Source organism: Saccharothrix coeruleofusca, from assembly GCF_014648515.1.
Taxonomy (GTDB): Bacteria; Actinomycetota; Actinomycetes; order Mycobacteriales; family Pseudonocardiaceae; genus Actinosynnema; species Actinosynnema coeruleofuscum.
Genome location: NZ_BMRG01000014.1, coordinates 111,120 through 134,733, shown reverse-complemented (window position 1 = coordinate 134,733; position 23,614 = coordinate 111,120). Strand labels below are relative to the sequence as shown.

Below are 23,614 nucleotides of genomic sequence, written 5' to 3'. Positions count from 1 at the left end.
CACCTCCGAACCGCCAGTGCGGGCCACGGTGTTCACCACCGGGCCGGACAGCCACGTGCTGTTGCTCCTGCTGCACCACGTCGCCGCTGACGGCTGGTCGCTGCCGGTCCTCGCCGGTGAGCTGACCGAGGCGTACGCGGCGTACCGTTCGGGTGGTGCGCCGCAGTGGCGACCGCTGCCGGTGCAGTACGCGGACTACGCGCTGTGGCAGCGCGAACTGCTCGGTTCCGAGGACGACCCGGCGAGCCTGGTCTCGCGGCAGCTGACGTTCTGGGCGGACACGCTGCGCGGACTGCCTGCCGAGCTGTCCCTGCCCGCGGACCGGACGCGTCCCGCCGTGCCGTCCTACCGCGGCGGCCGGGTGGAATTCGTCCTGCCCGCCGGGGTGCGGGACCGGATCACCGCCCTCGCCCAGGCCGAGGACGTCACGCTGTTCATGGTTCTTCAGGCCGCGCTGGCCGTGCTGCTCTCACGACTGGACGGCGGCACCGACGTGCCGATCGGCACCCCGGTCGCGGGCCGGACCGACGAGGCCGTGGAGCGCTTGATCGGGTTCTTCGTGAACTCCCTGGTGCTGCGCAACGACCTGACGGGCGACCCGTCGTTCCGCGAACTGCTGGCGCGGGTGCGGGAGACCGACCTGGCCGCGTTCGCGCACCAGGACGTACCGTTCGAACGCCTGGTGGACGCGCTGGCGCCGGAGCGGTCGATGTCGCGGCATCCGCTCTTCCAGGTGATGCTGAACGTCGACGGCGCTGACCGGCGCACCGCCATGGAGGCCGTCCGGCGGCTGCCGGGGCTGGATGTGACGCGGTACGACCTAGACCTGGGCACGGCCAAGTTCGACCTGACGTTCAACGTTCGCGCGGACGACCTGGACGGCGAGCTGGTCTACAGCACCGATCTGTTCGAGCACACCACCGCGCAGTCCGTCGTGGATCTGTTCGTGCAGTTGCTCGATCGGTTGGTGGCCGAGCCGGACGAGGCGGTGAGCGCCTTCACCGCGGCCGAAGTCCCACAGCAGCGGGCTCGTGCGGACGTCCCGCGACTGCCGCTGCCCGGCCTGTTCTCGCTGCGGGCACCGGACGCGGTGGCGGTCGAGTGCGGTGACGTCACCCTGACCTACACCGAGCTGGACGCACGGGCGAACCGAGTGGCGCACTGGCTGATCGGTCAGGGCATCGGCGCGGAACAGCTGGTGGCGCTCGAGTTCGGCCGCACGGCGGACGCGTTCGTCGCGATGCTCGGTGTGCTGAAGGCAGGCGCCGCCTATCTGCCGCTCGACCCGGAGTACCCGGCCGAGCGGATCGAGTTCATGATCGCCGACGCGCAACCGGCCCTCGTGCTGCGGGAAATCCCGGACGTGAGCACGCTGCCCGGCAGTGCACCTAACGTCCACATAGGACTTGACCAGCCCGCGTACGTCATCTACACCTCCGGCACCACCGGGTGGCCCAAGGGTGTCGTCGTCACCCACCGCGGGTTCGGCAGCCTGCTGACGCTCGCCGCCGAGCACGGCGTGGACGCCGGCGGCCGCGTGCTGCAGTTCGCCTCGTTCAGCTTCGACGTGTCGGTGCTGGAGATGTGGATGGCCTGGTCGACCGGCGCGACGCTGGTGGTGATGCCGGACCGCACCGACCTCGCGGACTTCGTGGCGAGCAACCGGATCACCTACGCGAAGTTGCCGGTGTCGGTGGTGGCGGCACTCGGTGATGACGCCGAACTGCCCGTCTCCACGCTCGTCGTGGGCGGCGAGGCGGTCTCGCAGGACGTGGCGCGGCGCTGGTCGGCAGGCCGCACGATGATCAACGCGTACGGCCCGACCGAGACCACCGTCAACGTGGTCACGAGCGCCCCGCTGACCGGCGAGGAGATCCCGCCGATCGGCAGGCCGATCGCGAACGTCGGCGTGCACGTGCTCGATCGCCACCTGCGCCCGGTGCCACCGGGTGTGACCGGTGAGCTGTACGTGTCAGGCCCCTCCCTGGCTCGTGGCTACCTCGGCAGGCCGGGGCTGACCGCGCAACGGTTCGTCGCCTCACCGCACGGTCGCATGTACCGCACGGGCGACCTGGTCCGCCCGACCGCGACCGGCCAGCTGCGGTTCGTCGGCCGCGCGGACGACCAGGTGAAGCTGCGCGGGTTCCGGATCGAGCCCGCCGAGATCGAGTCGGTGCTGCGCGAGCAGGTCGAGCAGGCCGCCGTGGTCGTGCGTGACGGCAGGCTCGTCGCCTACGTCGTGGGCGGCCTGCCGAGCCGGACGAAGCTCGCGAAGACGTTGCCCGGTCACCTGATCCCGGCCGCGTTCGTGGTCATGGACGCGTTGCCGCTGACCGCGAACGGGAAGCTGGACCGCGCGGCGCTGCCTGCACCGGAGTTCACCGGGGCCGGGTTCCGCGAGGCAGGCGACGACACCGAGGCGTTGCTCTGCACCCTCTTCGCGGAGGTGCTGCGGACCGGCCGGGTGGGCGTCGACGACGGCTTCTTCGCACTCGGCGGCGACAGCATCATGGCGATCGGGCTGGTGAGCAGGGCCCGCCGCGCGGGTCTGCGGTTCACCGTCAGGGACGTGTTCGAACAGCAGACCGTCGCCGCGCTGGCACTGGTGGCGCAGGACGCGCGTCAGCCCATCGCGCAGGAACCCGGCACCGGGGACCTGCCGCTGCTGCCGATCGTGCACAGGTTCGCCGAACGCGGCGGGCCGATCGGTCACTTCAGCCAGTCGCACCTGTTGCGGGTGCCTGCCGAGGCCACTGAGGAGCAGTTGCGGCAGGCGTTGCAGGCGCTGGTCGACCACCACGACGCGCTGCGGATGCGGCTGGACGTCGCGGGTGATGGGGGAGGCGAGCCCGCTGCGCTGCGATCCGCCGGTTCCGGCGCCGGTGGCGGCTGGTCCCTTCACATCGACGCCCCTGGCACCCAGGTAGAGCTGCGCCGAGTGTCCCGTGCGGACATCCGGGACGAAGCCGTTGCGGCACGCCGGCGCCTCGATCCGCGGGTCGGCGTGATGGTGCAGGCCGTCTGGTTCGAGGACCGGCACCAACTGTTGCTGGTTCTGCACCACCTGGTGGTGGACGCGGTGTCGTGGAGCGTGCTGCTGCCCGATCTCGCCGAGGCCTGGCATGCGATCAAGTCCGGCGTGGCGCCGCGGCTCGCACCGGTCGCGACCTCCCTGCGCGGCTGGGCGAAGGCCCTCGCCACGCAGGACCGCGTGGCCGAGTTGCCGAGGTGGGTCGAGACGCTGGGGCCGGAACCTCTGCTGGGGTCACGTGCGCTGGACGGCGACACGCGCGCCGAGTCGGGCAAGGTCACGGTGACGTTGCCCAAGCACCTCACCGACGCGCTGCTCACGGCGGTGCCCACGGCGTTCGCGGCCGCCGTGGACGAGCTGCTGCTCGCTGCGCTGGTCCAGGCGGCCGGGCGATCCGTGCTGGTGGACGTCGAGCGGCACGGCCGGGAAGAGGAGCTCGTGCCGGGTGCGGATCTCTCGCGCACGGTCGGCTGGTTCACCACGGTGCACCCGTTGCGGCTGGAGTTCGCCGCCGACGCCGTGACGCAGGTAGGCCTGGTCGGGGAGCAGGTGCGGGCGCATCCGGACCACGGCATCGGCTTCGGCGTGCTGCGTCATCTCGACGCGGACACGCGGGCTGTGCTGGAACCGCTGGCCCGACCGCAGATCATCCTGAACTACCTGGGCCGGTCCTTCCCCGCCGAGGACGCCGACTGGTCGCCGGTATCCGATGTGGACACCGGACCGGAGCACGATCCGGCCATGCCGCTGACGCACGTGCTGGAGATCAACACCGGTGCTCGCCACGTCGGTGACGGCTCGGAACTCGTCGCCACCTGGACGTACGCGACCGGGGTGCTGGACGAGGCGGAGGTCCGTGCGCTCGCGGACTCCTGGCTGCGCGCGCTGGGCGAGTTGGTGGTCCGTGCGGAGCAGTCCATCGATGACCAGATCGATGACTTCGAGGCAGAGCTCGAGAACGAGTGGGAGACGTTGACGTGATCTCCCCGCTACCACAGATCGGAGTTCCGGTGAGCCGACAGTCCCGAGTGGTCCAGGACGTCCTTCCGCTCTCGCCGCTGCAGGAAGGCCTGCTGTTCCACCACCGGCTCACTGGTGAGGGCACCGACCTCTACGCAGGCCAGGTCGTGATCGACCTCTCCGCTCCCGTCGACGTGCCGGTGGTGCGCAGGGCCGCGCAGGCGCTGGTCGAGCGGCACGACAGCCTCCGTGCCTGCTTCCGGCCGCGCAAGTCCGGTGAGCTGGCGCAGCTCGTGGTGCGCTCGGTTCCGCTGGCCTGGCAGGAGGTGTCCGCGTCGGCCGCGGAGTCGGAGGCGCTGATCGAGGCCGAACGGCGGCGCCGGTTCGACCTGGCCACGCCGCCGCTGCTGCGGTTCCTGCTGATCCGCGTCGAGGACGGTTACCGGTTGGTGCTGACGTTCCACCACGTGGTGGTGGACGGCTGGTCGCTGCCCGTGTTGGTGCGCGAGTTCCTGGCGCTGTGCGGGCAGACGGCGGCACTGCCGAGGGCCCGCCCGTTCGGCGACTACCTGCGCTGGCTCGGCGGTCAGGATCGTGAGGCCGCGCTGAGGGCGTGGCGGGACGCGCTGGGCGATGTCGACGAACCCACTCTCGTCGCGCCTGGGGTGTCGACGCAGGCGGTGCTGCCCGAGCAGGTGCACCGCGAGCTATCCGAGGAGGACACAGGCGCCCTTACGAGGTGGGCGCGTGTGAACGGGCTGACGCTGAACACCGTCGTGCAGGGCATCTGGGGTCTCGTGCTCGGCGGCTTCACCGGCCGCGACGACGTCGTCACCGGTATCACGGTGTCCGGCAGGCCACCGGAGCTCGACGGCGTCGAGTCGATGGTCGGCATGTTCATCAACACCGTACCGCTGCGCGTCTCGCTGAACCCGCGCGAGGAGCTGCTCGGCCTGCTGAAGCGCCTGCAGGCGGAGCAGTCCGCCCTCCTGCCGCACCAGCACCTCGGGCTCAACGACAGCCAGGGCGGCCGCGAGCTGTTCGACACGTTGTGCGCGTTCCAGAACTACCCGTCGAGTGGATCCGTCGTGGAGGGCGGGCTCGCCGTCACCGGCATCGTGGCGCGCGGCGGCGACGCGACGCACTACCCGCTGACGTTCATCGTCGGACCGGGCCGCACGCTGCGGTTTCACCTCGACTACCGGCCGGACGCGCTGGACCTCGCGACCGTCGAGTCGCTGGCGGACCAGGTGCTGCGGCTCTTCGCGCTGGTCCCGGAGTCCGCCGACGTCCCTGTCGGTGCCGTGCGGCTGCTCGGCGACGCCGAGCTGGCGAGCCTCCAGCGGCGTGGCGAGGGCACCGGTGATGTCGCCGACCTCGGTGCCACGATTCCCGAGCTCTTCCAGGCTCAGGCGAGCCGCACACCGGACGCCACCGCGGTGGTCTGCGGTGGGGAGGAACTGTCGTACGCCGCGCTGAACGAGACGTCGAACCGGTTGGCACATCACCTGATCGATCGCGGTCTGCGGGCGGGAGCCGTGGTGGCACTGCTGTTCCCGCGTGGGCCCGAGCTCGTCCCCGCAGTGCTCGGCGTGCTCAAGTCCGGGGCCGCATACCTGCCGATCGACCCGGTGCAGCCGGTCGACCGCATCCGCTTCCTGCTCGGCGACGCATCCGCGACCGTGCTGCTGACGGTGCGCTCGCAGGCCGGGCGGTTGCCCGCCGACCTGCCTGCGGACGTGGTCGTCCTGGACGACGAGGACCTGCTGATCCACCACCCCGCGACCGATGTCGTGGACCGGACCGGCCCGTTGCTGCCGCAGCACCCCGCGTACGTCATCTACACCTCGGGTTCCACCGGCGAGCCGAAGGGCGTCGTCGTCACGCACGAGAACGTCGTCCGGCTGATGACGGCGACCGAGCGTCACTTCGGGTTCGCCGAGACCGACGTCTGGACGTTGTTCCACAGCTACGCCTTCGACTTCTCGGTCTGGGAGCTGTGGGGACCGCTGCTGCACGGCGGCAAGCTCGTCGTGGTGCCGCACGACGTCAGCCGTTCGCCGGAGGACTTCCTCGCGCTGCTCGCCGAGCAGCGGGTGACGTTCCTCAACCAAACGCCGTCTGCGTTCTACCAGCTCGCGCAGGCCGATGCCGAGAACCCCGGCCGCGAGCTCGCGTTGCGGCACGTCGTGTTCGGCGGGGAGGCGCTCGATCCGGCCCGCTTGGCCGATTGGTACGCGCGGCACCCGGACGGCCCGTTGCTGTCCAACATGTACGGCATCACCGAGACGACCGTGCACGTCAGTTACGTGGCGCTGGACGACACCGTGTCGCGCAGCATGATCGGCGGGCCGATCGCGGACCTGTCCGCATACGTCCTGGACGACAACCTGCGGCTGGTCGCACCCGGTGTCACGGGTGAGCTGTACATCGCGGGTTCCGGTCTGGCCCAGGGCTATCTGAACCAGCCGGGCCGCACGTCGGCCCGGTTCGTCGCGAACCCCTTCGGCACCGGCCGGCTCTACCGCACCGGCGACCTGGCGCGCTGGACGGCCGACGGGCTCGAGTACCTCGGCCGGTCCGACCACCAGGTGAAGGTCCGCGGGTTCCGCATCGAGCTGGGCGAGATCGAGACGAAGATCGTCGCGCAGCCGGAGGTCACCGACGCGGCCGTGGTGCTGCGGGAGATCAGCGCGGGCGACGAGGGATTGGTCGCCTACGTCGTCGGGGACGTCGACGTGGCGGCGTTGCGCGACCGGCTCACCGGTGCGCTGCCCGCGTACATGGTGCCGGCCGCGTTCGTCGTGCTGGACGCGTTGCCGTTGACGGTCAACGGAAAGCTCGACCGCAAGGCTCTGCCCGCACCGGAACGCGCGACGTCCGCCCGCTCCCGTGCGGCGCGAACCCCGCGCGAAGAGATCCTGTGCGGCCTCTTCGCCGAGGTGCTCGGGGTCGCGGCGGTCGGCGTGGACGACGACTTCTTCCTGCTGGGCGGGCATTCGCTGCTCGCCGTGCGGCTCGCCGGGCGCATCCGGTCGACGCTCAAGGCCGAGCTGTCCATCCAGCAGATCTTCGGCAACCCCACACCTGCCGGACTCGCGGCCTGCCTGGACGGTGCGGACGAGGCCCGCGCGGGCGTCGTGCCCGTGCGGAGGCCGGCCGAGGTCCCGTTGTCCTCCGGGCAGCGGCGGTTGTGGTTCCTGCACCGCTTCGAGGAGCCGAACGCCGTCTACAACCTGCCGATGGCGCTGCGCGTGTCCGGGCGGCTCGACGTGGCACGGCTGCGGCAGGCGCTCGCGGGTGTCGTCGCGCGGCACGAGGTGCTGCGGACCGTCTACGAGGAAGGCACCGGCCAGCCCGTGCAGGTCGTGCTCCCGGACGCGACCGCGGCGCTGGAAGTGGTGCAGTGCGAGGAAGACGAGCTCGCGAGCAGGCTCGCCGAAGCGTCGGGGTACGTGTTCGACCTGGCCGCGGAGTGCCCGGTGCGGGTGACCGTGTTCGAGACCGGCGACGAGTCCGTGGTCCTGGTGCTGCTGCACCACATCGCGGGCGACGGCTGGTCGGTTTCCTTGCTGCTGCGTGAACTGGGTGAGCTCTACGCGGGCCGGACGCTGCCGTCGCTCGACGTGCAGTACGCGGACTACGCGCTGTGGCAGCGGGAAGTGCTCGGCGCCGAGGACGACGCGGACAGCCCGGCGGCCCGCCAGCTCGGCTACTGGCGCGATCAGCTGGCCGGACTGCCCACCCAGCTGGACCTGCCTGTCGACCGGCCACGACGGGCGGTGGCGTCCTACCGGGGTGACCGCGTCGAGTTCGACGTGTCAGCCGAGCTGCACGCCGCGTTGTCCGCGCTCGCCCGCGACACGGGGACGAGCGTGTTCATGGTCGTGCAGGCCGCCCTGGCGGTCCTGTTGTGCCGCATGGGCGGTGGCACGGACATCCCGATCGGCACGCCTGTCGCGGGTCGAGTCGACGAGGCCGTCGAGGGCCTGGTCGGGTTCTTCGTGAACTCGCTGGTGCTGCGCACGGACCTCTCCGGTGATCCCGCGTTCGCCGAGCTGCTGGGCCGGGTGCGCGACACCGACCTGGAGGCGTACGCGAACCAGGACGTGTCGTTCGAACGGCTCGTCGAGGTGCTGAACCCGGAGCGCTCGCTCAGCAGGCACCCGCTGTTCCAGGTGATGCTCACGTTCGACAACGCGGGCCTCGGGCTGACCGCGGGCGAACTCGGCGGGTTGTTCGGCGCGGAGGTCGTACCGCAGCCGGTGCGCGCGGCGGCGGCGAAGTTCGACCTGCTCTTCACGTTCAACGACCGGGAAGAGGGGCTGCGCGGCGCGTTGCTGTACAGCACCGACCTGTTCGAGCCTGCCACTGCGCGCAACCTCACCGACCGGTTGCTGCGAGTGCTGGAGACCGTCGTCGCCGCACCCGGCCGCCGGGTCGGCGAGATCGACGTGCTGCTGCCCGCCGACCGGTTCGCCAAGTGGAACGACACCCGCGTGGACGTGCCGTCCACCACGCTGGCCGCACTGTTCAGCGAGCAGGTGCGCCGGACGCCGGACGCTCAGGCGCTGGTGTTCGAGGACGAGTCGCTGTCCTACGCGGAACTCGATGAACGGGCCACCCGGCTCGCCCGCGTGCTCGTCCGGCACGGTGCCGGGCCAGGTGGGCTGGTCGCCGTCTCGTTGCCGCGCTCGCTCGACCTCGTCGTGTCGCTGCTCGCCGTGCACAAGGCGGGCGCGGCCTACGTGCCGGTCGATCCCGGCTACCCGGCCGAGCGGATCGCCCACGTGCTGGCGGACTCGCAGCCGTCACTGGTGCTCACCGAGGACTTCCTCGGTGAGCTCGACCTCGCGGCCGAGGACGCCGCCCCGTTCGACTCCGGACTGCTGCCTGCGCATCCGGCGTACGTGATCTACACGTCCGGTTCGACCGGCAAACCCAAGGGTGCGGTGATCCCGCACGCGGGCATCGTCAACCGGTTGCTGTGGATGCAGCACGAGTACGGGCTCACCGCCGACGACCGGGTGCTGCAGAAGACGCCCGCCGGGTTCGACGTGTCCGTCTGGGAGTTCTTCTGGCCGCTCATCACCGGCGCGACGCTGGTCGTGGCCAAGCCGGACGGGCACCGTGACCCGGCCTACCTGGCCGGGCTGATCCAGCGCGAACGGATCACCACCGTCCACTTCGTGCCTTCGATGCTGCAGGAGTTCCTGGCGGAGCCGTCGGCCGCTCGGTGCACCGGACTGCGTCGGGTGATCTGCAGTGGTGAGGCGCTGCCCGACTCGGCCCGCCGCCGGTTCGCCGAGCTGCTGCCCGCCGGTCTGCACAACCTGTACGGCCCGACCGAGGCCTCGGTCGACGTCACGTACTGGGAGTGCAGGCCCGATGGTGAGGACGCGGTCGTGCCGATCGGGCGGCCCGTCTGGAACACGCGGGTGCACGTGCTCGACCGCTTCCTGCGCCCGGTGCCCGCCGGTGTTCCCGGCGAGCTGTACCTCGCGGGAGTCCAGCTCGCGGACGCCTACCTGAACCGTCCTTCCCTGACCGCCCAGCGCTTCGTGGCCGGGCCGGAGGGACGCCTGTACCGCACCGGTGACCTGGCGCGCTGGAGCCCTCAGGGCTACCTGGAGTTCCTCGGCCGCACCGACGACCAGGTCAAGATCCGCGGCTTCCGGATCGAGCTGGGCGAGATCGAGTCGGTGCTCGCGAGCCACCCGGCGGTGGACCACGTCGTCGTGCTCGCCCGCGAACTGCGGCCAGGCGATCTGAGCCTCGTCGCATACGTCGTGGGCGACGCCGACTTCGGTGACCTGCGGGAACACGCGAGCACGTCATTGCCGGAACACATGGTGCCGTGGACGTTCGTGCGAATGGACGCCCTGCCGGTGTCCGCGCACGGCAAGATCGACCGCAAGGCGCTGCCCCTGCCCGAGGCTCCCGCCAGCGCGGGCCGTGCGCCACGCACGACCCGCGAACGCGAGCTGTGCGCGTTGTTCGCCGAGGTCCTCGGCGTGCCCGAGGTCAGTGCGGACGACAACTTCTTCGAGCGCGGCGGCCACTCGCTGCTGGTGGCACGGCTGGTCAGCCGGATGCGGCAGGACCTCGGCGCCGAACTCACGATGCGCCAGGTCTTCGAGTCACCGACACCGGAGTCGCTGGCGCGTACGGTCGGCCCGTCCACGCGGCGGCTGGAGCTGACCGCGGACCAGCGGCGGTTGTGGCTGCTGCACAACCTGCAGGAGAGCTCTGCTCTCTACAACGTGCCGGAAGCGGTGCGGTTGCGCGGAAAGCTCGACCTGCCCCGGTTGCGCGGCGCGCTGAGCGCCGTCGTGGCCGCCAACCCGGCGCTGCGCACACTGCTCGTGGACGAGACGCACGCCCTGCTGCTGGACGAGGTCGAGCTGGAGATCGCCTGCCTCGCGGAGCTGGAGGACTTCGCGCTGCGGCCGTTCGACCTGACCTCCGAGATCCCGGTGCGGGCTGGGCTGCTGCGGCTCGCGGCGGACGACCACGTGCTGCTGCTGGTGATGCACCACAGCGCGGGCCGGGGGTGGTCCTCGTTCTCCGGCCAGCTCGCCGCCGCGTACCGGGGCGAGCCGGTGCCGCCGATCGCGGTCACGCCCGCCACGGGCGAGTCCGCCTGCCACTGGCGCCGCGTGCTGGCGGACCTGCCCGACGAGCTGAGCCTGCCGACCGATCGGCCGCGACCGCCCGTCGCCACGCATCGGGGTGACGCGATCGACTTCGAGTTGCCCGAGGGCACCGGCTTCGCCGAGGCGCATGCGGCGCTGCTGACCGTGCTGCACCGGCTCGGCGCGGGCACGGACCTGGTGCTCGGCACGCCCGTCGAGGGGCGCGCGGACGACGCTGTGGTGCTGCGCACCGACATCGAAGGCGCCGGCACGTTCACCGAGCTCGTCGAGCGCGCGGCCGAGACGCTGCGGATCGCCCGCGAGCACCAGGACGTGCCGTTCGAGCAGCTGGTCGAGATCGCCGACCCGGTGCGCTCGCGAGCACGCCACCCGTTGTTCCAAATCGTGCTGTCCGCCGCCGACGACCTGGAGTTCGACGGCCTGGAGACCGCCCGGTACCCGGTGCACACCGGGACGTCCCGCTTCGACCTGCACCTCACCGTGCGGCCGGGTGGTGCGACGCTCGAGTTCAGCACCGACCTGTTCGACCGCGCCACCGCGCAGTCCTTCGTGGGCCGCCTGCGGAAGGTGCTGACCGAGCGGGGCGTGCTGGCCGGCATCGAGCTGCTGACCGGCGAGGAACGCCGTCACCTGCTGGAGACGGTCAACGACACGGCCGTCGCCGTCGAGGCGGGGTCGATCGTCGAGTGGTTCGAGGACACCGCCGCCCGCCAGCCGGACGCGCTGGCGGTGATCGGCCGGGACGACTCGCTGACCTACCGCGAGCTGGACGAACTGGCCAACGGCCTCGCGCACTGGCTGATCGCGCGCGGCGCAGGCCCGGAGGACCTGGTGGCGCTCGCGCTGCCGAAGTCGGAGCAGACGATCGTCGCGGTGCTGGGCGTGCTGAAGTCGGGCGCCGCGTACCTGCCGCTGGAGCTGACCCATCCGGCGGACCGGCGGCGGGCCGTGCTGGACGACGCGCGGCCCGCGTTCACCGTCACGCCGGAGGACCTCGCGGTCGTCGAGCCACGCGCGGACAGCCCGCGGGTGACGTGCTCGGGGGAGCATCCGGCGTACGTGGTCTACACGTCCGGTTCGACGGGCAAGCCCAAGGGCGTCGTGATCTCGAGGCACGCCTTGCTCAACGCGATGACGGCGTTCGCGCCGATCTTCGACCTCGGTCCGGGCGACCGGATGGTCGCGGTCGCCCCGGTCGGGTTCGACATGGCGAAGCCCGAGCTGTTCCTCGCGGTGCTGTCCGGCGCGATCTTGGTCGTCCCGGACGCGGACGAGAGTCGCGACCCGGCGGTGCTGCGCGAGCTCCTGCGCGACGCCACCGTGCTGCAGGCGACGCCCAGCCTCTGGCAGGCGTTGCTGGGTGAGATCGAACCCGGCGAGCTGAGCGGGATCCGGGCGTTCATCGGGGCAGAGGCGCTGCCGGTGGACCTGATGCGCCGGTTGCGCGCCGAGGTGCCGTCGCTGACGAACCTCTACGGCCCCACCGAGACCACGGTGTGGTCGACGTCGTCGGAGATCGGCCAGGACGCGGTCGCGCCTGCGATCGGCCGACCGCTCGCGAACACGCAGGTGTACGTGCTGGACTCCGCGCTGCGGCCGGTGCCCCCCGGCGTTCCCGGCGAGCTCTACATCTCCGGCGACGGTGTCGCTCGCGGCTACCTGAACCGGCCGGGGCTGTCGGCGGAACGGTTCGTCGCCAACCCGTTCGGACCGAGCCGGATGTACCGGACCGGCGACCTGGTGAGCTGGGCCGCCGACGGGGAACTGCGGTTCATCGGCCGGGTCGACCACCAGGTGAAGGTGCGCGGGTTCCGCATCGAGCTGGGCGAGATCGAGGCCGCGCTGGCCGCGCAGCCCGGCGTGCGGCAGTGCGTCGTGCTGGCGCGCGAGGACCGGCCGGGTGATGTGCGGCTGGTGGCGTACGTGGTGGGCGAGCACGACGCGGCCGGCCTGCGCTCGGTGCTGCCGGACTACATGGTGCCCTCGGCTTTCGTGCGGCTGGAGTCGTTCCCGCTCAACGTGAACGGCAAGGTCGACCGCAAGGCCCTGCCCGCGCCGGAGTACGGGTCCGCGACCGGGCGTGCGCCGCGCACGCCGACCGAGGAGATCCTCTGCGGACTCTTCGCCGAGGTGCTCGGCGCCGCGGAGGTGAGCCCCGAGGACAGCTTCTTCGAACTGGGCGGGCATTCGCTGCTCGCAATCCAGCTGCTCAGCCGGATCCGGTCGACGCTGAACGCGGAGATCTCGGTGCGGCAGCTGTTCGAGACGCCGACCGTCGCCGGGGTCGCGGAGGCGGTGCGGTACGCCGAGACCGGACGCGTGGGCGTGCGGCCGGTCGTGCCGCGACCGGAACGCGTGCCGTTGTCGTTCGTGCAGCAGCGGTTGTGGTTCATGAACCGGGTCGAGGGCGCGAGCGCGACCTACAACATCCCGCTGACCTTGCGACTGTCCGGTTCGCTCGAAGTGGCGGCGCTGCGGCAGGCCATCGGTGACGTCGTCGAGCGGCACGAACCGTTGCGCACGGTCTTCGCCGAGGACGGCAAGGGTGCTTACCAGGTGGTGCTCGACGCGGTCGAACCGCCGCTGCTGGTCGTCCCCGCGACCGAGGAGACCCTGGAGGCACAACGCGCTGAGGCCGCGCGGTACGCCTTCGACCTCGCCAACGAGGTCCCGGTGCGGTCGTGGCTCTTCGAACTGGGCGCGCAGGAGCGGCTGCTCCTGGTGCTGATCCACCACATCGCCGGTGACGGCTGGTCGATGCCGGTGCTGGTGCGCGACCTCGCCACCGCCTACGCCGCGCGCAAGGCGGGTGAGTCTCCACAGTGGACTCCGCTGCCGGTCGCCTACGCGGACTACGCCCTGTGGCAGCGGGACCAGCTCGACGGTGGTGCCATCGACGACCAGCTCGGCTACTGGACCGAGACGCTGGCCGACCTGCCGGTCGAGCTGCAGCTCCCGCTGGACCGGCCGCGCCCGGCCGTGCCGACCTACCAGGGCGGGCGGATCGAGTTCGCGTTGTCACCCGAGCTGCACACTGGTCTGCTGCGGCTCGCGCGGCAGACCAGGGCGAGTCTCTTCATGGTGGCGCAGGCCGCGGTCGCCACGCTACTGACCCGGCTCGGCGGCGGCACGGACATCCCGATCGGTTCGCCGGTCGCGGGCCGCACCGACGCCGCGACCGACGACCTGGTCGGCCTCTTCATCAACACGCTGGTGCTGCGCACCGACGTCTCCGGCGACCCGACGGTGGCCGAGCTGGTCGAACGGGTGCGGGAGACCGACCTGGCCGCGTACGCGAACCAGGATGTGCCGTTCGAGCGGCTGGTGGAGGCGCTCAACCCGGAACGGTCGCTCGCGCGGCAACCGTTGTGCCAGACCGTGCTCACGGTCGACAGCACCGACCAGCAGTCCGCGACCGCCGAGGTCGAGGAGCTGCTCGGCGTCACGATCACGCCCGGCACCACGGAGACCGGCGTCGCCCGCACCGACCTGCTGTTCGGGCTGGCGGAGAAGCGCGGCGAAAACGGCGCTCCCGCCGGGGTGCGGGGTGCGTTGCTCTACAGCGCCGACCTGTTCGACGACGACACCGCGCAGAGCATGGTGCGCAGGTTCGTGCTGGTCCTGGAGGCGATGGCGGCGGCGCCGGACCGCCGGATCGCCGAGATCGACGTACTGGACCCGGCCGAGCGGCACCGGATGCTGGTGGAGTGGAACGACACCGGCCACGAGGTCGTTCCCGCCACCCTGCCGGAGCTGTTCGCCCGGCAGGTCGCCCGCACGCCCGGCGCTCTCGCCCTGGTCGAGGGCTCGGTGGAAGTCACCTACACCGAACTGGGTGAGCGCGTCCGCCGGTTCGCGTCCGTGCTGGCGGGGCGGGGAGTCGGCAAGGGGTCGCTGGTCGCGATCGTCATGCCGCGCTCGATCGACCTCGTGGTGGCGATCATGGCGGTGACGTGGGCGGGCGCGGCGTACGTGCCGATCGAGCCGGACTACCCGGCCGAGCGCATCCGCTTCACGTTCGACGACGCGAAGCCCACGCTGGTGATCACGACGCCGGACGTGGTGCTTCCGGCCGGGCCCGAGCAGATCTGCGTGACCGACGACGGAGACGCGGGATTCACGTCTCCGGAGCTGTCGCCGCTCGATCCGGTGTACGTGATCTACACGTCCGGTTCGACGGGACGGCCGAAGGGCGTCGTGATCGAGCACGGGCCGCTCAACCTCTACCTGTCCTATGCGGCCGAGAACTACCCGAGCGTCGCAGGCCGCACGTTGCTGCACTCGCCGGTTGCGTTCGACCTGACCGTCACGTCCCTGCTCGCCCCGCTCGTCACGGGTGGCTGCGTGCAGGTCGCGCCGCTGGCCGAGGACGCGGAGGTGCTGCGACCGACGTTCCTCAAGGTCACGCCCGCGCACATGTCGCTGCTGCTGGCGCTGCCGAACGAGTTCTCGCCGACCGGTGAGCTCGTGGTCGGCGGCGAGGCCCTGATGAGCGAGGTCGTGCGGCAGTGGCTCGCGCGCCACCCCGGTGCCACCGTGATCAACGAAGGTGGCGCGACCGAGGCGACCGTCGGCTGCATCGTGGAACGCGTGCGGGTCACCGATCCGCTGGCACCCGGTGAGGTCCCGGTGGGCAGGGGCACCTGGAACACTCAGATATACGTGCTCGACGACGCGTTGCAGCCGGTGCCGCCGCGGGTGCGCGGTGAGCTCTACATCGCGGGCGACATGCTGGCGCAGGGCTACCTGAACCGACCGGGCCTGACCGCGTCCCGGTTCGTGGCGAACCCCTTCGGCGCGGGAAGGCTCTACCGCACCGGCGACTGGGCGCGCTGGAATGACGACGGCAGGCTGCTGTACCTCGGGCGGGTCGACGACCAGGTCAAGGTGCGTGGCTACCGGGTCGAACTGGGTGAGGTCGAGACCGCGGTGCTGTCCGCCCGCGGGGTCGCCCGCGGCACGGTGATCGTGCGCGAGGACAACCCCGGTGACCGCAGGCTCACCGCGTACGTGGTGCCGGAACCCGGTGCGACCGTCGACCCGCAGGCGATTCGGGACGAGGTCTCGGCCTCGTTGCCGGAGTACATGGTGCCTGCGGCGGTGCTGGTGCTCGACGACCTGCCGCTGACCGGCAACGGCAAGGTGGACCGGGCCGCGCTGCCCGCACCCGACTGGGGTGCGGCCGCAGGCGGCCGGGCACCGCGGACCCCGCGCGAGGTGGTCCTCTGCGGGCTGTTCGCCGAGGTGCTGGGCGTGGCCGAGGTCGGCGCCGACGACGACTTCTTCGCACTGGGCGGGCACTCGCTGCTGGTCACGAAGCTGGTCAGCCGGGTGCGCGAGAGCCTGTCCGCCGAGGTGTCGATCCGGCAGCTGTTCGAGACTCCCACCGTCGCGGGTCTCGCCGCCGCGCTGGACGGCGCGTCAGGTGCGCGGGCCGGGGTCAGGGCGGTCACGCCGCGACCGGAGCGGCTGCCGTTGTCGTACGCGCAGCAGCGCCTGTGGTTCATGAACAAGCTCGAAGGGCCGTCGCCGACCTACAACATTCGCGGTGCGATGCGGATGGAGGGCCCGCTGGACCACGACGCGTTGCGGCAGTCGCTGGTGGACGTCGTGACGCGGCACGAGACGCTGCGCACGGTCTTCGGCGAGGACGCCGATGGTCCGTTCCAGTGCGTGCTGCCGGAGGCACGTCCCGGTCTGACGGTCGTGCACACGACCGAGGACGAGCTGCTGGGCGAGCTCGACCTGGCGTCGCAACACGGGTTCGACCTGGCGGCGGAACCGCCGTTGCGCGCGGTGCTGTTCGTGACCGGGCCGCAGAGCCACGTGCTGTTGTTGCTGCTGCACCACATCGCGGGTGACGGTTGGTCGGGTCCGCTGCTCAGCCGCGACCTGACGACGGCGTACGCGGCCCGTGCGGCAGGCGAGGCTCCACCGTGGACGGAGCTGCCGGTGCAGTACGCGGACTACACGCTGTGGCAACGGGAGGTGCTGGGCGACGAGGACGACCAGGACAGCACGATCTCTAAGCAACTCGCCCACTGGAAGGAGGCGCTGAACGGGCTGCCTGCCGAACTGGCGCTGCCCACCGACCGACCGCGTCCCCCGGTGGCGAGCTACCGCGGCGGCACACTGGAGTTCGAGGTTCCCGACGAGCTGTACGCCGCGTTGACCGAGGTGGCGCGGCAGACCGGCGCGACGTTGTTCATGGTGGTGCAGGCCGCGCTGTCGATGTTGCTGAGCAGGCTCGGCGCCGGCACGGACATCCCGCTCGGCTCGCCGATCGCGGGCCGCACGGACGAGGCACTGGCCGGGTTGGTCGGGTTCTTCGTCAACACGCTGGTGCTGCGCACGGACGTCTCCGGCGACCCGACGTTCACCGAGCTGGTCGGCCGGGTCCGCGACGTCGACCTGGGCGCGTACGCGAACCAGGACGTGCCGTTCGAGCGGCTCGTGGAGGTGCTCAACCCGGAGCGGTCGCTGTCGCGGCACCCGCTGTTCCAGGTCACGTTGTCGCTCAACAACGTCGACCGGGCGGTGGACGCCTCCTCGACCCCGACCGGGCTCGCCGTCCGCGGCCTGGTCGTGGACGACGACACCGCCAAGGTCGACCTCGGCGTGTACCTGCAGGAGGCGCACGGCAGGCTGACCGGAGCCATCGAGTTCGCGACCGACCTGTTCGACGAGGCGACGGCACGCTCGCTGGCGGCGCGGTTCGTGCTGGTGCTGCGGGTGGTCGCGGCCGACCCGTCGGTGCGGGTCAGCGAGGTCGACGTGCTCTCGGAGCCGGAACGGCACCTGTTGCTGGTGGAGCGCAATGACACGGCGCTGCGGCTGCCGGTGTGGTCCTTCGCCGAGATGTTCGAACGCCAGGTAGCCCGTACCCCGGACGTGGTCGCCGTCGAGTTCGAGGGCATCGGGCTGACCTACGCGGAGCTGAACCAGCGCGCGAACCGGCTGGCGCACCTGCTGATCGACCGCGGCACCGGTCCGGAGTCGCTGGTGGCGCTGGCGATGCCGCGGTCGGAGGAGTGGATCACCTCGATGCTCGCGGTGGTGAAGGCCGGAGCGGCCTACCTGCCGCTCGACCCGAGTCAGAACGAGGAGCGGATGCGGCAGGTCCTGTCCGACGCGCGGCCGTCGATCGTCCTGGTGGACAAGGACTCCCGCGGCGCACTGGAACAGCTCGTGACCGAGCCGCTGCTGGTGGTCGACGACAACGACACGGTCGCCGAGACCGAGGCCATGTCCTGCTTCGACCCACCGGTGCGGACGACCCGCGACAGCCTGGCGTACGTGATCTACACGTCCGGCTCGACCGGGAAGCCGAAGGGCGTGGCGGTCAGCAACTCGGGGCTGGCGAGCATGCTGCACAGCCACGTTGACAAGCTCGGCATGGCACCGGGCGCCCGCGCGTTGCAGCTGCTATCGCTGAGCTTCGACGCGAGCGTCGCGGACGTCGGCAGGACGCTGGTGTCCGGCGCGACGCTGGTCCTCGGGCCGTCCGCGCGGGAGCTGGACGGCAGGCAGCTCACGGAGCTGATCCTGGAACAGGGGATCACGCACCTGATGCTGCCGCCGCCGTTGCTGGCGACGATCAACGCCGCCGAGGTGCCCGGCGTGCGGTCCGTCTGCTCCGGTGGCGAGGCGATGACGCCGGAGCTGGCGCGGCAGTGGACCCGCGGTGGGCGGCGGCTCGTGATCGGGTACGGCCCGACCGAGACGACAGTGGCGCCGACGATGACGCAACCCCTCGGCCCGGAGGAGGTTCCGCACATCGGGCGGCCGGTGCCGAACACGCGGGCCTACGTCCTGGACGAACGGCTGCGCCTGGTCCCGGACGGCATGACCGGTGAGCTCTACCTCGCGGGACACGGCCTCGCGCGGGGTTACGTCTCGCAGCCGGGGATGACCGCGGAACGGTTCGTCGCCTCGCCGTTCGGCGGCAGGATGTACCGGACCGGTGACCTGGTGCGCTGGAACCGCGCGGGCAACCTGGAGTTCGTCGGCCGGGCCGACGACCAGGTGAAGGTGCGCGGGTTCCGGGTCGAGCTGGGCGAGGTTCGGAGCGTGCTCGCGGCCGGTCCGGACGTCGAGCAGGTCGCGGTCGTCGTGCGCGAGGACCAGCCCGGTGACCGGCGTCTGGTCGCGTACGCGGTGCCTGCGGACGGTGCCGTGCTGCGGCCGGAGGACCTGAAGCGCCGTGCGGCGGAAGTGCTGCCGGACTACATGGTGCCGTCCGCGGTCGTGGTCCTGCCGGAGCTTCCGCTGAACGGCAACCACAAGGTCGACGTGCGGGCGCTGCCCGCGCCGGACTACTCGGCGTCGTCCTCCGGACGGCTGCCGCGCACCCCGCGTGAGGAGATCCTCTGCGAGCTGTTCGCCTCGGTGCTCGGCGTCGAGCGGGTCGGTGTCGACGACAGCTTCTTCGACCTGGGTGGCCATTCGCTGCTGGCGACCAGGCTGGTCAGCAGGATCTCCGCGACGCTGGGCGGAGACCTGGGCATCCGGCAGGTGTTCGAGTCACCGACCGTCGCCGGGCTTGCCGAGGCGCTGGAGTCCGGGCGGAGCGTGCGGTCGCGGGTGCGCCGCATGTCGTCCGACGGCGAGCTGCCGTTGTCGTTCGGCCAGCGCAGGCTGTGGTTCGTCAACCAGATCGAGGGACCGAACGCCACCTACAACATGCGACTGGCGCTGCGGCTCAACGGCCCCTTGGACCGGGCCGCGCTGGCTGCCGCGCTGTCCGATGTGGCCGGTCGGCACGAGTCGCTGCGCACGGTGTTCGCTGAGAGCGACCACGGCCCGGTGCAGGTCGTGCTGCCGGAACCGGCCCTGCGGCTGGAAGTCGTCCCGGTGGCTGACCTCGACGAGCAGGTGCGCGAGGCGGCGTCGCTCGGTTTCGACCTCGCGTCGGAACCGGCGGTGCGGGCGTGGCTGTTCGCCTCCGGACCCGAGTCGCACGTGTTCTTGCTGTCGATGCACCACATCCTGGTTGACGGCTGGTCGATGTCCGTGCTGTCGCGCGACCTCGTCCAGGCCTACACCGCGCGGTGCGCGGGTGCGGCACCGGAGTTCGCGCCGCTCGACCTGCGGTACGCGGACTACGCGCTGTGCCAGCGGGAAGCGCTGGGGTCGGAGGACGATCCGGACAGCGTGATCTCCGCTCAGCTGGCGCACTGGACGTCGAAGCTGCGCGACCTGCCTGCCGAGCTGCGCCTGCCGCTGGACCGGCCGCGTCCGGCGACCGCGTCCTACCGGGGCGCACAGGTGCACTTCACACTGCCCGCCGAAGTGCACGCCGGTCTCGCCGCGCTGGGCAGGTCCAGCGGTGCCAGCATGTTCATGGTGCTGCAGGCGGCGGTGGCCGCGGTGCTGAACAGGTTCGGCGCTGGCGTGGACGTGCCGATCGGCACGGTCGTGGCAGGCCGCACCGACGACGCGCTCAACGACCTGGTCGGGTTCTTCCTCAACACGCTGGTGCTGCGGACCGACGTCTCGGGCGATCCGTCGTTCGAGCAGCTGGTGGCACGGGTGCGCGAGACCGATCTCGACGCGTTCGACCACCAGGAGCTGCCGTTCGAGCGGCTGGTGGACGCGCTGGCACCGGAACGCTCCATGTCGCGGCACCCGCTGTTCCAGGTGTTGTTGTCGCTCAACAACACCACCGATCCGTCCCTGGCCGTGCCCGCGCTGCCGGACGTCGAGGTGGCGCCGTACGAGGCGGCGCTCGGGGTGGCGAAGTTCGACCTGATGTTCGCGTTCGACGAGCTGCCAGGGGGTGGTGTCGCGGGCACGATCGAGTACGCGACCGATCTGTTCGACCAGGGGACCGCGGCTCGGATCGCCGACGGGTTCGGGCGCATCGCCGCCGCGGTGGCCGCCGAGCCGTCGACGACGATCAGCGCGCTGGACTTGCTCGACGCGGACGTGCGCGCCTGGCTGGAGGCCAGCCCGGACGGCGCGCCCGACAGCACCGTGCTCGACCTGTTCGCGGCGCAGGTGGCGCGCACGCCGGACGACGTCGCGGTGTCCGGCGTGCGCGAGCTGACCTACCGGCAGCTCGACGCCGCGGCGAACGCCTTGGCCCGGCGCCTGCTGGCCGAAGGCGCCCGGCCCGACCGCCCGGTGGCGCTGCTGCTGCCGAGGTCGGTCGAGTACGTGGTGGCGGTGCTCGGCGTCCTCAAGGCCGGATCCGCCTACCTGCCGGTGGACGTCAGTGCACCGGAGGACCGCGTGCAGCGGATCCTCGCCGCCGCCGAGCCGGACGTCGTGGTCCGCGAGGTCGACGTGACCGCCGCGGCGGCGGCACCGGACGTGCTGGTCCTGCCCGATCAGCTGGCGTGCCTGATGTTCACCTCCGGATCGACCGGTGAGCCGAAGGGCGTCGGAGTCCGGCACCGCGACATCGCGGCACTGGCAACGGATTCACGGTTCGGCACGGCGCCCGACGTCGTTCCGCTGCACTCGCACGTCGCGTTCGACGCGTCGACCTACGAGCTGTGGGTGCCGTTGAGCCGTGGCGGCCGGGTCGTGGTGGTGCCGGGTGACCTCGATGCCGCCGCGATCGAAAGCCTCGACGTCACGGCGTTGTGGCTCACCGCGGGCCTGTTCCGGGTGATCGCGCAGGAATCTCCGGAATGCCTGCGCGGCGTGCGGGAGGTGTGGACCGGTGGTGACGTCGTGCCCGCCGCCGCGGTGCGGGCCGTGCGCGAGGCCTGTCCGGAGATCACGGTCGTCGACGGCTACGGGCCGACGGAGACCACGACGTTCGCGACGTCGTTCCGCATCGCGCCGGACGATGTCGTGCCGGACCGCGTCCCGATCGGCAAGCCGCTCGACGGCATGGTCACGTACGTGCTGGACGGCTCGCTCGGCGTGGTACCGATCGGTGTCGTCGGCGAGCTGTACGTCGCGGGTGCCGGCCTGGCTCGGGGCTACGTCGGCAAACCCGCCGCCACGGCGGAACGGTTCGTCGCTTCGCCGTTCGGTGGTCGGATGTACCGGACCGGTGACCTGGTGCGCTGGACCGCCGACGGACAGCTGGAGTTCCTGGGCCGTGCCGACGACCAGGTCAAGATCCGCGGGTTCCGGGTGGAACCGGGCGAGATCGAGACCGCGCTGCGGCAGCTGCCGGGGGTCGCGGAGGCGGCGGTCGTGGTCGGCACCGGCGAGCACAAGCGGCTCATCGGGTACGTCGTCGGTGACGTGGACGGGATCGAGACCAGGCAGGCCCTGGCGCGTGTCCTGCCCGGCTACCTGGTGCCGGCGGCGGTCGTCGTGCTGGAGGTCCTGCCGCTGACCGCCAACGGCAAACTCGACCGCAAGGCGTTGCCCGAGCCGAGCTTCACCGCGAAGGCGACCGCGCCGCGTAGCGAACGCGAGGAGCTGCTGTGCCGGCTGTTCGCCGAGGTGCTGGGCCTGGAGGAGGTCGGTGCCGACGACGAGTTCTTCGCGCTCGGCGGCGACAGCATCATGTCGATCCAGCTCGCCAGCCGGGCCCGCCGGGCCGGTCTCGCGCTGACGGCCAAGGACATCTTCGAGCACAACACCCCGCAGGCGCTCGCACTGGTCGCGGAGTCCACTGTGGAGGAGCTGATCGAGGAGCCTTGGTCCGGCGAGGTCGAGCTGACCCCGATCATGAGGCACTTCGTCGAGATCGGTGGTCCGATCGAAAAGCTCAGCCAGTGGCGGGTGGTGCAGGTGCCCGCCGGATGCACCGAGGAGAAGCTGACCAGGACGATCCAGGCCCTGGTCGACCACCACGAGGTGCTGCGGCTGCGGATCGGTCGGGACTGGCGCGCGGAGGTCGTGCCATCGCTGCCCGTGCGGATCACCCGCGTGGAGACCGACGATCCTCGCGAGATGGCCCGGCACGCCACCGCCGCGCGCGACCGGCTGGCACTGGACAACATGATGGAGGCCGTCTGGTTCGACCGAGGTGCCGAACCGGGACGGCTCTTCCTGATCCTGAGCCACTTCGCCGTGGACGGGGTGTCGTGGCGGATCCTGCTGCCGGACCTCGCCGAGGCGTGGGCCGCGATCGACCGCGGTGAGCAACCCGCGCTGCAGCCGGTGCGCACGTCGTTCCGAGGCTGGGCCAAGCGCCTCGCCGAGTGGGGCGCGCGCGTGCAGGACCAGGACTACTGGCGTGAGGTCGTGGCCGTGCCACCGCTGTTCGACCACACGGGCAGGGACACGATCGACGACGCGAAGTCGTTGTCGCTGACGCTGCCCGCCGACGTCACGGCGGCGCTGCTGACGACGGTTCCCGAGGCGTTCTCGGCGCGGATCAACGAGGTGCTGCTCGCGGGTCTCGCGATGGCCGTGCGCGACCTGCGGTCGGTGCCGAGCTTCCTCGTGGACCTCGAAGGCCACGGCCGCCACGACGAGCTCGTCGGCAAGGTCGACACCTCGCGGACGATGGGCTGGTTCACCAGCATGCATCCCGTTCGGCTCGATCCCGGTGTGTTCGACCACCGCGACGCGTGGGCGGGCGGGCCGGCCACCGGCCAGATCCTCAAGCGGGTCAAGGAGACCCTGCGCGGGGTGCCGGACCACGGACTCGGGTACGGGTTCGCCGGCGTGACCGGACGGGCCGAGATCGGGTTCAACTACCTGGGCCGGTTCTCCGAGTCGTCCACCGCGGACGCCGGCGACTGGTCGGTGCTCGGCGACCTGGCCGGAATCTGCGGCCAGGACCCAGGGCTGCGGATGCCGCACCCGATCGAGGTCGCCGCGGCGACCAGGGACCGCGCAGACGGCCCGGTGCTGGTCGCGGAGTGGGTGTGGTCGGGGCGACTGCTGACCGAGGACGAGATGCGCGCGCTCGCCACGAGGTGGTTCGACGCGCTGATGGCGATCGCCAAACACGCGGAGAACCCGGACGCCGGTGGCCACACCCCGTCCGACGTGGCACTGACCGAGCTGAGCCAGGCCGAGATCGATCTGCTCGAGGAGGAGTACTGAC

At 71.4% G+C, this 23,614-nt stretch carries 2 protein-coding genes; both read left to right on the top strand.

Annotation, left to right across the window (positions count from 1 at the left end; all coding sequences use genetic code 11):
* Positions 1-16 precede the first annotated feature (16 nt).
* Positions 17-4,012: a non-ribosomal peptide synthetase gene (locus IEZ00_RS27280; RefSeq protein ID WP_268248853.1), complete on the top strand. Its 3,996-nt coding sequence runs from the start codon at positions 17-19 to the stop codon at positions 4,010-4,012.
* 29 nt (positions 4,013-4,041) lie between these two features.
* A complete protein-coding gene (locus IEZ00_RS27275) occupies positions 4,042-23,613 on the top strand; it encodes a non-ribosomal peptide synthase/polyketide synthase (RefSeq protein WP_189226194.1) in 19,572 nt (6,523 codons plus the stop codon).
* The last annotated feature ends 1 nt before the right edge of the window (position 23,614 follow it).